The 12,837-nt window shown below is 24.1% G+C and carries 16 protein-coding genes; 5 read left to right on the top strand and 11 right to left on the bottom strand.

The window, feature by feature from the left end:
• Positions 1 to 13: 13 nt before the first annotated feature.
• From AC27EK_RS00250 to AC27EK_RS00230, 5 genes are all read right to left on the bottom strand, one after another.
• Entirely contained in the window at positions 14 to 1,078 is a 1,065-nt protein-coding gene (locus tag AC27EK_RS00250; protein WP_487231366.1) for a nicotinate phosphoribosyltransferase, read from the bottom strand.
• The gene (locus AC27EK_RS00245; RefSeq protein ID WP_487231365.1) at positions 1,023 to 1,343 is read right to left on the bottom strand and encodes a hypothetical protein; all 321 of its coding nucleotides are present in this window, start codon (positions 1,341 to 1,343) and stop codon (positions 1,023 to 1,025) included. Before AC27EK_RS00245 ends, AC27EK_RS00250 begins: the two co-directional genes overlap by 56 nt.
• A 232-nt stretch (positions 1,344 to 1,575) precedes the next feature.
• Positions 1,576 to 1,920 (bottom strand): hypothetical protein, encoded by a 345-nt coding sequence (locus AC27EK_RS00240; RefSeq protein WP_487231364.1) that lies wholly within the window; start codon positions 1,918 to 1,920, stop codon positions 1,576 to 1,578.
• Positions 1,921 to 1,949: 29 nt separating this feature from the next.
• Positions 1,950 to 2,729, bottom strand: coding sequence for a diacylglycerol kinase catalytic domain-containing protein (locus AC27EK_RS00235; protein WP_487231363.1), 780 nt, complete (start codon positions 2,727 to 2,729; stop codon positions 1,950 to 1,952).
• A gap of 1 nt (position 2,730) precedes the next feature.
• Entirely contained in the window at positions 2,731 to 3,087 is a 357-nt protein-coding gene (locus AC27EK_RS00230; RefSeq protein WP_487231362.1) for a Spx/MgsR family RNA polymerase-binding regulatory protein, read from the bottom strand.
• Positions 3,088 to 3,198: 111 nt separating this feature from the next.
• On the opposite strand from AC27EK_RS00230, the gene trpS reads away from it, so the two are divergent.
• Positions 3,199 to 4,200 (top strand): tryptophan--tRNA ligase, encoded by a 1,002-nt coding sequence (gene trpS, locus AC27EK_RS00225; RefSeq protein WP_487231361.1) that lies wholly within the window; start codon positions 3,199 to 3,201, stop codon positions 4,198 to 4,200.
• Positions 4,201 to 4,209: 9 nt separating this feature from the next.
• Positions 4,210 to 5,088 carry an HAD family hydrolase gene (locus tag AC27EK_RS00220; protein WP_487231360.1) on the top strand — a complete coding sequence of 293 codons (879 nt, stop codon included), beginning with the start codon at positions 4,210 to 4,212 and terminating at the stop codon, positions 5,086 to 5,088.
• 42 nt (positions 5,089 to 5,130) lie between these two features.
• Here AC27EK_RS00220 and AC27EK_RS00215 read toward each other — a convergent pair whose 3' ends face one another.
• Both AC27EK_RS00215 and mnmA read right to left on the bottom strand, forming a co-directional pair.
• The gene (locus tag AC27EK_RS00215; RefSeq protein WP_487231359.1) at positions 5,131 to 6,453 is read right to left on the bottom strand and encodes a DUF31 family putative serine protease; all 1,323 of its coding nucleotides are present in this window, start codon (positions 6,451 to 6,453) and stop codon (positions 5,131 to 5,133) included.
• Positions 6,454 to 6,528: 75 nt separating this feature from the next.
• Complete coding sequence (gene mnmA, locus AC27EK_RS00210) at positions 6,529 to 7,653, bottom strand: tRNA 2-thiouridine(34) synthase MnmA (RefSeq protein ID WP_487231666.1); 1,125 nt, start codon at positions 7,651 to 7,653, stop codon at positions 6,529 to 6,531.
• Between the two features lie 72 nt (positions 7,654 to 7,725).
• On the opposite strand from mnmA, the gene AC27EK_RS00205 reads away from it, so the two are divergent.
• Genes AC27EK_RS00205 through AC27EK_RS00195 form a run of 3 tightly spaced genes read left to right on the top strand, consistent with a single transcriptional unit; the run spans position 7,726 to position 9,802 of the window.
• Complete coding sequence (locus AC27EK_RS00205) at positions 7,726 to 8,646, top strand: DUF6856 family protein (RefSeq protein WP_487231358.1); 921 nt, start codon at positions 7,726 to 7,728, stop codon at positions 8,644 to 8,646.
• Entirely contained in the window at positions 8,646 to 8,843 is a 198-nt protein-coding gene (locus tag AC27EK_RS00200; protein ID WP_487231357.1) for a hypothetical protein, read from the top strand. The genes AC27EK_RS00205 and AC27EK_RS00200 overlap by 1 nt, the downstream gene beginning before the upstream one ends.
• Positions 8,844 to 8,854: 11 nt before the next feature.
• On the top strand, positions 8,855 to 9,802 hold the full coding sequence (locus AC27EK_RS00195; protein ID WP_487231356.1) for a hypothetical protein: 948 nt from the start codon (positions 8,855 to 8,857) through the stop codon (positions 9,800 to 9,802).
• 4 nt (positions 9,803 to 9,806) lie between these two features.
• Here the strand turns inward: AC27EK_RS00195 and recA are convergent, their stop codons facing one another.
• The 4 genes from recA to AC27EK_RS00175 all read right to left on the bottom strand — a co-directional run bounded on the left by recA (position 9,807) and on the right by AC27EK_RS00175 (position 12,784).
• Entirely contained in the window at positions 9,807 to 10,772 is a 966-nt protein-coding gene (gene recA, locus AC27EK_RS00190; protein WP_487231355.1) for a recombinase RecA, read from the bottom strand.
• Between the two features lie 327 nt (positions 10,773 to 11,099).
• Entirely contained in the window at positions 11,100 to 11,447 is a 348-nt protein-coding gene (locus tag AC27EK_RS00185; RefSeq protein ID WP_487231354.1) for a hypothetical protein, read from the bottom strand.
• Positions 11,448 to 11,449: 2 nt separating this feature from the next.
• Positions 11,450 to 12,547 (bottom strand): nicotinate-nucleotide adenylyltransferase, encoded by a 1,098-nt coding sequence (locus AC27EK_RS00180; RefSeq protein WP_487231353.1) that lies wholly within the window; start codon positions 12,545 to 12,547, stop codon positions 11,450 to 11,452.
• A gap of 87 nt (positions 12,548 to 12,634) precedes the next feature.
• Positions 12,635 to 12,784: a hypothetical protein gene (locus AC27EK_RS00175; RefSeq protein WP_487231352.1), complete on the bottom strand. Its 150-nt coding sequence runs from the start codon at positions 12,782 to 12,784 to the stop codon at positions 12,635 to 12,637.
• Between the last annotated feature and the right edge of the window lie 53 nt (positions 12,785 to 12,837).

Genomic DNA, 12,837 nt, shown 5'->3' with positions numbered 1-12,837 from the left:
TTTATGCTCTTAATTAAATATATTGTTTTCAGTTATTAGGGTTTTTAAGTTCAGCTCTTCCTTCTTTAGCAAAATTTTCATTGTTGTATCTGACTAAGTCAGCAGTTATGTGAACTGAATTTTTAATAAAATGTTGTCCAATTCCGAAGAAATCTACAGGAGCGTTTGCATTGTTCATTTCTTTAATTTTATACTTTGATATAGAAGAACTTACAACTATTTTGATTTTTTGGAAATTATTGATATCTAATCATTCTCTAACCAAAAAAATTAAATTAGAATTTATTCCATAATTTTCTTTAGTTCTAGTTAATGATTTATCTATCATATTAGAAGAAGTGTCAAGTCTTATAGCACTTATATTATTAAGCTCTTTCTTACAACTTTCTAATGCTTTAATTACGTCATTGTTAAAATCAACAAGAAGAGTTGGTTTTTGATTAATGTGTTCATTAAAATCTTTTATTAAGGTTTTTAAATCATTTTTATATTGATGTATTAACGAATGAGGAATTGTTCCTATTAATTTTACTGTTTTGTCATTTTTAATAAATTCTAAATGAGCATTATTTGTGAAGATTCTTATTCCTGCTTTGTAAGCAGAATAAGCATCGTATGGCAATAATCTGAAATCATCATTTCTATCTGCCATATAAATTATTTCTTGATCTTCTTTAAGTTCATTAATAAGATTCATTGCGTTAGTAGAAACCGAACATCTTCTACTCAATATTGAATCTATTATATTTTCCAAATTACATATTAAATAATAAGGTCCCTTAATTTTTAATATGGGAGTTTTAGGAGAAATGATATCTCCTTCTTTCACACCAAAAACAGATATAAGTTCTTTGTCTTTTTTAGACAAATAAAAATTAATTAATTCTATTATCTCTGTTATTCCTGTTACTTTAATATCTTCTTCAGAAAAAGAAAAAAATTGTAAAACAGAAACTATATCGGTTTTATTTGTTTTTTTAAGTATTTTTTCTGTTGTGAGAAAATATTTAGTTGAATAATAGTTATTGATTATATTTTTCTTCGTGTTCTTTTTGAAGAATGAGTTCTTGTTTTTCATTTTCTAGGTTTAGTGTATATTTATATTCTCTATGTAATAAATATCCGTAGACAACAACAACCATAGCAGTTATAGATATAACAAGTCATTGTGCAGCTGATATTTTGATATTTTGTAAAGTTGTAGGTGGAGTTATTCAATCACCGGCTTGAGTTTTGTTAATTAAAATTTCTGGTATTAAAGTAATAAATATATGTCAAGAATAACCAATACTTATAAAAATTAGAAGTCAAGAAATAGAAAATAAAATTAATTCTTGTTTCATTAAACTTATGTCCTTATAATCTCTATACAAAAAATAAAGATGAAAACAACTTAAAATTAAAGATATAAATAAAAATATTATCCCACCAGAAAGTGTAAGTATTCTTGAATAGTTAAAATCTAAAGATGAACAAAGATTAATTATCCAAAAACCTATAAAAGCAGTAAAAGCTAAATATAAAAAATTTAATTTTTTATTTTTAATTAAACTTTTTTTTATATTAACTAAAGTTTTATTTTTTTTCATTCACAGACTTTCGAAGTGAAGATAAAAACGTTCCAGAAGATATATTTTTTGTTTTAGCAATGGCGTCTATCAAGACTATGAAATTGGAATGTAAAAATTCATATGTCATTTGTTCTGTCATTTGCATTTCAAAACAAAAATCTTTTGTATTCCTAATATCTTGTTTGATTTCTTCTTTGAAATTTTTGTTTGAAATTAAAATTTCATTTAAATTATTAAATTTTTTAGAATTCTGATTGAATGATTTTTTGTAATTATTGTATAAAATAAGATCATTACAAAAACTTAATTCATCTATTAAAAAATTAAAAAAATTGTCAAATTTGTTCATCTTTTATATATCTCCTAATCAAATAAAACTTATTTAATTATATTTAAAATTTTTTCTCTTAGTTTTTTAATTTTTTCATTTTCAAAATTATAGTTAAATATTTTGGCGTTCGAAAGATTCAAATTTACTTCAAATTGCTTATTTGAAGTTTGAATTAAATTATTATCATATTGGATATTAACAGATTCGAATTTCGATTTGATTTCGACATTTAATTTGTTATTAGAATCAATTATTAAATCTTGATTTAAAAATTGAGTTTTATTAGTTTTAACAACATTTAATTCCCTAAGAATTAAATTATTAGACTCTTGTAAGAATAAAGGCCCATTGTTAGCTCTATTTAAACCGGTTGAACCTATTGGACTAATAAAACTGAAGCCACTTGAAAATGGTTCATAAAACTCTTTGCTGTTTATTTTTAAATTAAAATTTAAAGGAACATTAGAAATAATGCTAATTTCATTAATAGCATTTAACGAAATTTCTTTTGATTTCAATTCAATTGAATTGTAAGAATTAAAATATTTTTCATCAAAAATATTTTCATTAATTTCTTCTATGCTCGATACAGAAGATAAAAAACCTAAATTACCTGTATTAATTAAAATAAATCTTTTTCTTAGATTTCTATAACGACTAAGAGCTGATACAAAAGTACCATCTCCACCAAAAACAAAAAGATAATCTGTATTATCTTCATCATATTTTAAATTTCTAAATTTTTTTTCAATTTCAGTTATTATTTTCTTTTGATTGATTTCTTTATCAAAAGAAATGATACCAAATGTATATGTTAATGATTTCATGTTATGGCCTTAGAAGGACTTTAATATTACCTTTATTAAAACCTATTAATAATCTATAAGGTCTATTGTTTTTATTTTGATAAATAATAGGTTTTTTTAATACAACAGGTTCATGTTGTATTAAATGAATTACTTCGTTCATTGTTAGATCATTAATTTGAATATCATGTTCAGATATAAATTTGTTATTGTCTGAAATAATATCATCTAATCCATTGGAACTTAAAGAAAGAATATCAGTAAGTGTTTGTTTATCTAAAGGAAACTTGAATGTATTAATAAATACAAAATCAAGTTCGTTTTTTTGTAAAAACTTTTTAACTTTCAAAGTTGAAGGACAGTTGGGGCTACTAATCAAATAAATCATCATTAAATCTCTCTATAAATTAACATTAAACACTTTTATAGCATAAAATCATATCATATAGTATTCTACTACTTAAAGACGAAAAAAAAGAAAGTAAAATCAATGAAAAGAATTATTTCTGGGATACAACCCACCGATGACCTTACTTTAGGCAATTATTTTGGTGCTATTGAACCTTTAATTAAAATAAATCAAAAAGAGCATGAATTAATTTTGTTTGTAGCTGATTTACATGCAATTACTACTAATAATATTGATCCAGAAGAATTTAGAAAAAATAGAAAAAATATCATGAAGCACTATATTTCTTCTGGTTTGGATTTTAAAAATACTAATTTATTTTTTCAATCTGAAATTTTAGAACATACACAACTCGCACATATACTTTTATGCAACACAACCCTTGGTGAATTAAATAGAATGACACAATTTAAAGATAAGTCACAAAACATAAAAGAAGCTAATGGAACCGAAAAGATTCCTACTGGATTATTAATCTATCCAACACTAATGGCTAGCGATATATTATTATATAATCCAGATTATGTCATTGTTGGTGCTGATCAAAAACAGCATTTAGAATTAACTAAAAACATTGCCATAAGACTAAACAATAAATATAAAAAAGATATTTTCAAAATTCCAGAAATACTAATTAATAAATCTGGAGCCAAAATAATGGATTTACAAAATCCATTGAAGAAAATGTCTAAATCATCACCTACAAAGAAGGGAACCATTTTTTTAACTGATGAAATCAAATCCTCACTTAAAAAAATTAAAACCGCAGTTACTGATGATGAAAATCTAATTAAATTTGATATTGACAATAAACCTGGCATATCTAATTTAATCAATATATATAGTTTATTAACTTCTAAAACAGTTAAAGAAATAGAAAAAGAATTTGCAAACAGAAATTATGGTGAATTCAAATTATCAATTTGTAATTCCTTAGAAAGTTTTTTAATGAATTATCAAAATAAATTTAACAATATAACAGATAAAGAAATAAACGATATAAACAACGAATCTATAAAAAGAGTTAAAGAAATATCTAAAAACAATTTAGATAATTTATATAAAACCTTAGGATTCAGATAGGAACAATAAATGAGCGCAAATAAGTTAACAAACCCAAAATTACTTATTATTTCAGATTTAGATGGAACACTATTAAATTCAAAATCTGAAATATCACCAAGAACAGAAAAAGCTATTAAAAATTTAAAAAAACAAGGCCATATATTCTGTATTGCAACAGGAAGACCATTCAGGGGTTCTATTGATATATATAACAAATTAGAATTAGACACTATTATGGTTAATCACAATGGATCTTTAATTTCTAATCCTTCTAATCAAAATTTTAAAGAAATTCATCTTAAATTTTCAGCAGACATAGTTAAAAAAATATTAAGTAATGATGAAATCACCAGTTTAATAAAAAATGTTTTAATAGAAGGTTCTGAAAACACTTGAATGTTAAACACTGAAATTGATGAAAATGTTTTAGAATACTCAAAAAAAATATTAAATTTAAGTGATAATATAGTTTCAAAAGATTTAGAAGATGTCAAAAATTTAAAAGAAGATGTTCATTCAACTTTATTGTATTTGAAAAACAAAGAAGATTTTGATACCATTGTTTATTGAATTAAGACGGTTGCTAGCACCCTTGTTGTTAGAGAATGATCAATTCCTAATTTAGGACCTATTATTGAAATCAATTCTAACTTTTCAGATAAAGCAACGGCTTTAGAATATTTATCTTCTTATTATGGAATACCATCAGATATGATATTAGCATTCGGTGATGGAGATAATGATTTGAAAATGTTGAGTTATGCAAAATTTGGATTCGCGATGAAAAACGCAGGTAAACCTGCAAAATTAGCAGCTAGACATATGACGAAGTTTACAAACAATGAAGATGGAGTTGCATGAGAAATTGAATATTTCTTAAAGAAAAAGAATTGATTTGATTATTAATAAAAAAATATGAACTTGTGAGTTCATATTTTTTTTATTATATTATTGAGCACTTGCTTCTAGATTAAGATAGTTTGTTAAACCTTTTGTTGTACAATAATTTTTTCACAATTTAAATATTTGTGATTTACTAAAATCAACTGCTGCTCCATTGAAGTTTTCGCCATTTGAAAGACCACCTCAATAAATTCCAACTATTTGTTCATTTGAATTCATAATCATTGAACCAGATGTTCCATGACCTAAATCTAAACCATTAAATTCATATATTGGATATTTCTTAGATGCAGTTGAATAACCATCAGTTATTGAAAATTTAATATCTTTATTGTTTGATAGAGATAAAACATTATTAGGTGAAACTCAAATTGAAGATCTTTGGTATTTCTGTTCTACACCTGAGAAGTTTTCAGAACCAGTAAAACCACCAATGTATGCTTTTGAATTTGCTTTTAATGAAGATGTTGATATTAATTGTTTATTTTTATCAATGTAATTAGTTTTAAAAGTTCTATAAGCTAAAGTGTCAAGCGGAAGCGCAGGATTTACAAGATTAGTTAATTCAATAAATGCAATATCTGGATCCTGGTTAATTCTCGTATTTGAGTCTTTTTGAAGTTCGGGAATAGTTAAAGGATTGAATTCATAATCTTTACCAGGTATTCCAATATTTGAAGAAACTATAGTTTTAGATAATACATTGTTTTTATAAGTGTATTCAATCGTGTTTTGTGATTCGACTACATTTCGATTATTTAGTATAGATATTCCAAGATCATTTTGATATTTATAACTATAAGAGTCTAAATAACTTGCAACTTGCTTGTTGTATGCTTTTTCTTGTTCTGGAGTCGGATTTTCTGGCAATTGATCAATTTTGATATCCGTTAAACTTTGCTTATGCGATTGACTTGGATAAAATTGATAACCAGGAATTAACATTTTAACTGTGAAACTGAAATTATTCGGATTTGAACCAAATATAGAATCAGGTTGTTCAATGTTTTTTAAAACAGCATCCTTAAAATCAACAACATGATGATTTGTTGCTAAATAAGTTTTAATGTTTTGTGTTTTTTTATCTTTTGCTACGTCAAATATTCAAGCTGTACCTGATATGATTAATCCACTATTAGATTCAGGAGGAGTTACTTGGAAAAAAACAGGCATAGACAACTTATAAATTTTTTGAGTATAATAATTTACTACTTTATATTTTTCTTGACCAATACGTCCCAAATTACCCGTTTGAGAGTAAACTTTTTGTCTTATATATGTATTATACACATATGAGCCCAACACAAATAATCCAAATCCCAACACAAGGGCCAGAATTATAGATAATATTGTTTTAATAATTCTCATATTAAACCTCATTTTTAAAAATTTATTACTAACATAAATTTATTTTAACATTTTCTAAAAAAATAATTATCAATATTAAAAATTGCTTTTAAATACTTTTTCAATAATTCCACCACCTAAACAATAATTATCTTGATAAAGTACACAGAATTGGCCTTCAACAATATTTTTTTGTTTTTTATATTTAATAAACATTTCTTTATCTTCAAAAAAGACTTCAACTTCTTGTAATTTTTGTCTATGTCTAAATCTTGCATATATCGGTTTATCAGAATTTATTTTTGTTATTTCGTTGTAATCAATTAAAAGACATTTATTTGAAAATAAATATTCTTCTTCTAAAGAATCAGGTGCAATATAAATAATTTTATTTTCAATATCTTTTTTACATATGAAATATCTTTCAGAAAGCCCTCCAACATTTAAACCCTTTCTTTGACCTATTGTATAATACATAGTACCTATGTGTTTACCAACAACTTTTTTAGTTGTTATGTCGATAATATCACCGGGTTGGTTTGGTATATAATTTTCTAAAAAATTTCTAAAATTTCTTTCTCCAATGAAACAAATTCCTGTAGAATCCTTTTTATCGAAATTAGGAAGTTTAATTTCTTTAGCCAACTTTCTAACTTCATCTTTAGAATAATTTGATAACGGAAAAAGAGTTTTTTGTAATTGTCAAGGTTTTAAATGACACAAAAAATAAGTCTGATCTTTGTTTTCATCTTTATTAGATAATAATTTAGGCTCTACAGAGTGTTCAACACCAGCATAATGACCCATAGCAATATAATCTGCATTAAATGTTTTTAAAGCATAATTCAAAAAATGATCAAATTTAATATGCTTATTGCACAAAATATCAGGATTTGGAGTTCTGCTTTTTTTGTATTCTTTTATAAAATATTTAAAAACATAATCTCAATATTCACTTACAAATTCAACTTTATGAATTGGTATATCTAAATGTTTTGCAACTTCTTTTGCATATTTAAAATCGACTTCTGATTCACATACATCAAATTTTGAATCAAAATTATTCTCAGAATTTACAGCACTATCTCAGTTTTGCATAAAAAGTCCAATTACTTCATAACCTTGTTTTTTAAGTAAATAAGCACTAACAGCACTATCTACACCACCACTCAAACCCACAACAACTTTATTTTTTTTGTTCATATATGTATTCTTCTTTATATTTAATATCTTATTTATAATATGTTAAAATAATTAAAGATTTTAAATAAAATATCGGAAGTATTAATATATATGAAAAAAGCAATCTTAACGACGGCAGGAATAATTTTAAGTATTTCTGCATTAACTGCAACATCTGTTTATTTGCCGACCCTACAAAACACAATAGCAATTAAACCAGGTATTGTTGATTTTTCGAATAATCAAAAATTTAATTACAAAAAACCAATTTCTATTGGAACTGGAATAGAAAAAGCACTTTTGGGAACAAGAAATATTAACAATGGAAATTATGTTCTATATGTAGGAAACATGGCATATCAATCAAATATAAATTTTCTTTTCTCTAAAACATCAACAGGAAATAATTTGCTTCCTGAAAATTTAGCATCAAATCAAATTTATGATATGAATGGAGATTTTGCAAAATCAATCAAATGAGTTCAATCTAATAAAAACGATTTTGAAAATGTTAAATTCATTTCTTATTACAACGTTTTAAATGCATCTGCTTTAAATGCAAAACATTCCTATGATGAATTAATTATTAAATTTAAAAATCTTGGAGCTAATGATAAATTCCTAGAACCAGATTCAGATGCATATAAACAATATAATTGAGCGATGTCAGCACCTGCTTTTAGTTTTAATCCCGATGCTACTTATACAACCTGAAATGGAAAGACCGTTAAATTCTTAAATTCGAAATCTAATGAAATATTTAAAAAATTAGAATCATTTATTAAATCAGTTTATCCAACTTCAAAAAATATTGCTGATTCTTCTGGTTTTATAATTGGATTCAAAAATGGTCAAAAAGTTTCTGATTATTCGGGTTCATTTGAAGCACCGCCAGCTGATGATCCTTCTGGAGAAACTCCATCAACACCGCCAGCGACAAGAGCAGTTGTTTCAAATAATACTCAAACAGAACCAACATCAGAATTCTACACATGATTACAAACTAATTATGGAAAAACTGGTGCCAAATAATGATTGATCAAAAAGATAGATACGAACTTCATCCCGAAAAAGTCGAAGATTTAGTTATTGAAGATAAATGAAAGTTCAAAAAATGAGAAAAAAGAACTAAATTTATTTTTTGTTTAATATTATTTTGTTTATGTATAGCTTCAATAACAGGATTAATATATTTAGTTGTTGTAGAACTTCCAAATATCATTTATTAAATAAACATCTAATGAATTTATTTATAAATTTAGAATATGAAAACAAAAAAATAGAAACAAAAATATTTAGTATTGTTGTTTCTATTTTATTTAAATGAAAATTATACAAACATATTCTAAAAAAATTAAAAAACAAAGATATAGAAAAAGTAAATGCAGTTTATATATCTTTGATTTCTAAAAATTCTTTAACTTCAAGTTATATGTTAAATAAAATCTTAAAATTCATTAATTATAAATTAATCAATTTAAAAGAATTCACAATTGAAATTAATCCACTTGAATTTGATGTTAATTTAATAAAAACATTTAAGAAAAATAATGTAAACAGAATATCAATTAATTACACTTTAAATTCAAAAGATAATTTTTCTTTAAAAAATAAAAAATTAATTAACACTATTGAAATAATTCAAGAAAATTTTGATAATTATAATTTTGATTTTTTTAATGATTTATATCACAAAGAAATTCTAAAGGAATTTTTACTAAAATATAATATAAAACATATTTCCTATTTAACAAGAAACAGCAAGAATAACAATATAAACAAATTGTCAGAAATTTTTTCATTATATAGAAGATATGAATACACTAATTTTTCATTAACAAAACATTATGATTGTTTATATTTAAAACAATGTTGCTTATTGAAAGATATAATAGCTATTGGTTTGAATTCAAATGGTTTTGAAAAAGACACAATATACAAAACTTCTAATAAAATTCTTTTTAATAATGTATTAGAAGAAGAAAAATTATCTGAAGAACAAATAAATAAACAAATATTATTTAGTGGTTTAAGTTTGTTAGATGGAATAGAACTTAATACCAATAAAAACATAGTAGCTTATGAAATCTACAAAGACATAATAAGTGACTATGTTATAAAAAATGGAACTTTTATAAGAATAAAAAACTTTGATCTTTATGAGTCGCTTATAAATAAATTAATTTAGAATGTTAAGAATTCGCTTCATCAAGCAATTTAAAACATTCTTTTTTAATTTTTTTAAATAAATCTTGATTTTCTTTCAATAAAACAAACAATGCTTTTGTTCCTTGACATAATTGTTTTTGTTCATAAAAATATCAAGAACCCCTTTTATCAATTATGTGTTTATTAATAGCATAATCGATAAGATCTTTTGTTTGATCATATCCATCACCAAAATAAATATTTATGAAGGTTTCAGTAAATGGCGAACTTAATTTATTTTTTACAACTCTAACTTTTGTTTTAATTCCTATTTTTTCTGTTCCATCTTTTATTAATTCAACTTTTCTAATCTCTATTCTCATAGAAGCATAATACCTTAGAGATCTTCCTCCAGTTGTTGTTTCATTGCTACCAAACATAACTCCAATCTTTTCTCTAATTTGATTGATGAAAATTAAAGAAGTTCCAGATTCAGATAATGATTTTTGAATTTTCTTAATACCTTTTGACATCATTCTTGCATGAGTTCCCAAAACCAATGTGTCATCGACTTTAGTTAAATACTCATCTTCACTCATCATAGCAGCAACCGAATCAACTATTATTAAATCATATTCTTTAGAATTCAAGGCTTCTTCAATTATTGAAAAACCAATTTCTCCATATTTTGGCCTTGCTATAAGAAAATTTTTATAATCGATTCCTATTTTGGATATATAAGTGGGATCTAAAGCACATTCAAAATCTAAAAATAATACTTTGCCTTTGTTTGCAGTAACCTCTTTTGCAGCTTGCAATGCTACTGTTGTTTTTCCAGAAGATTCATTACCATAAATTTCTATTAATCTATTTTTCGGAAATCCTCCTATACCTAGATTTTTATTTAATTCTAAATTACCAGTAGAGACTACTTCTATTTTTTCGTTTTCTAATTCTACAAATTCGTTTTTATATATTTTAGAAAATTCCATGTTGTTTTCTTTTTTCATAAGAAATCCTCCTATATATTAAATATGTAAGAATTTCAAAAAAATCTAATTTAAAAACACAGCGTGTTTTCACAAGCTGTGTTTTATTTATAAAAATCAATGACTGTTTAGAAAATATTGATTTTTATCATAATTTTGCTTTTTTATTCTTGAGCGGCTTGGACATATTACAAAAATAAGAAAGCGCATATACATACTTTGTTTACAAGTACACATAATAAATTATTTTTATCATTATATTTAAAATACATTAATTAAACAAAAAAAGAGACTAATTGACATATTAAGTTTATTTAATTTTTGTTTATTGTTGTATTTAAATATCATTTACAATAGTTCTTTTAGTTTTGTTTCTATTGTTTTTGCATTATTACCAAATCTTATATTGATAACTTGATCATTAATAAAAATTCCAGATATTTTAAGTTTTTTAATTTCTTCTTCATTAATGATTTTAATATCTTTAAGTTTTATCTTAAGTGTTGATATAGAAGAGTTGACATTTATTATGTTTTCTTTGTTGCCTAGTGATATTAATAATTTATTAATATCAAATTTAATCTTTTCATCAACAATTATATTGTTTTCTTTGTTGTTGTTTATTTTCTTTATTTTGTTTTTAGTTATTATGTATCCAATACCTAAAGTTAATATATAAAAAGTTTTTTTATTCATTATTATTTTCCTTTATGTCTATTAGTGTTTTCTTCTAATAATTCTTTAAAACATTTTTTGTAATCTTTTTCTAATAATTCTCTATAGTATTCAATGTTTTCATTAACTACGTCATGATCTGTTCTATTTGGTTCTAACTTATCAGCTAGATATACCACCATATCTAATGGCGTTAAATCTTTATTGTTATTGAACAAATAAGGAACTGTATGTCTTCTAATCGCGTTTAACATCATTTCATTTTTAAAACCATATTTAGTTTCTAAAATATGAGCGCCAACAGGCCCATGAAGAACCCTTCAACTTGGATAATCGGTTATGTTAAGTTCTTCTCTCGCTATTCTTTCTTGTTTCTCAGCAGGAACTTCTTTGCAAATATCATGATAAATAGCTGTTGTATAAGCAATGCATGTTAATTTTTTATCTATTTTTGACATTATTTTAGAGGCAAATTCTGCTGTTCTTATTGAGTGAGTCAGTCTTTTTTCACTCATAAATTTTTTAAGTCTGTCAACTGCATACAATCCATGATGATTGGCATAATTAGTAATTTCAGGTATAGACAAAAGAGAACAAGTTCCATTTCTAATTTCTGTAGAAGAAATATCAAATAATTCATCATTAATATTAATGATGTTATTAAAGTTATTAATATGTAATTTACAATTACAATTTGGCATCTCTGTTTTACAATTACAATATGATTCTCTTTTATAACTAACTAAAGTTACTTTCTCTAAAATTTTGTCATATTGTTTTCATGATTTGAATTTATTTAAATTATCTGATCCTATTAATAAAAAGAGTTCTGCGCCTTTAAATTTTCTTTCGAAATAATTAATGGTGTCTATAGTATAGCTTTTAAGATTAGTTTTGTATTCAAAATCAGAAATTTCAATATTTTCGAAATCTTTTAATGCAATTTTAATCATTTCAACTCTATGTTCAAATGAAGTTAATTCTCTTAATTTAAAATGAGGATTGTTTGAAGGTATAACAAAAGTTTTATCTGGAGATAATTCTTTTATTGCTTTTTTTAATATGTTTGTGTGGCCTTTATGAATAGGATCAAAAGAACCGCCAAAGATTAGTATTTTCATATTTAATTAATTATAATCTTATTTTTTGGTGTTTAAGATTTTAAGATAAAAATAAAAGCAACCAAAAAGGTTGCTTTATTTAAATAATTATTTGTTAGTTGCGTTTGCTTTATCTTCTTTTTGTTCTGTAGATTTAGCAGTTTCTTTCTTTTCGCATTTTGTTGTTTTGCAATCTTTTTTGTTAGCAGGTTTGCTATCTTTTGATGGTTTTGCAAAAACGTTTTTAATTTTATTCATGAAATTACTCATTTTTTATTTCCTTAATTTTATTTTATAAAATAATTTTTTTA

The organism is Ureaplasma rhincodontis, assembly GCF_057537535.1.
This window is presented reverse-complemented; position numbering and strand designations above follow the sequence as displayed.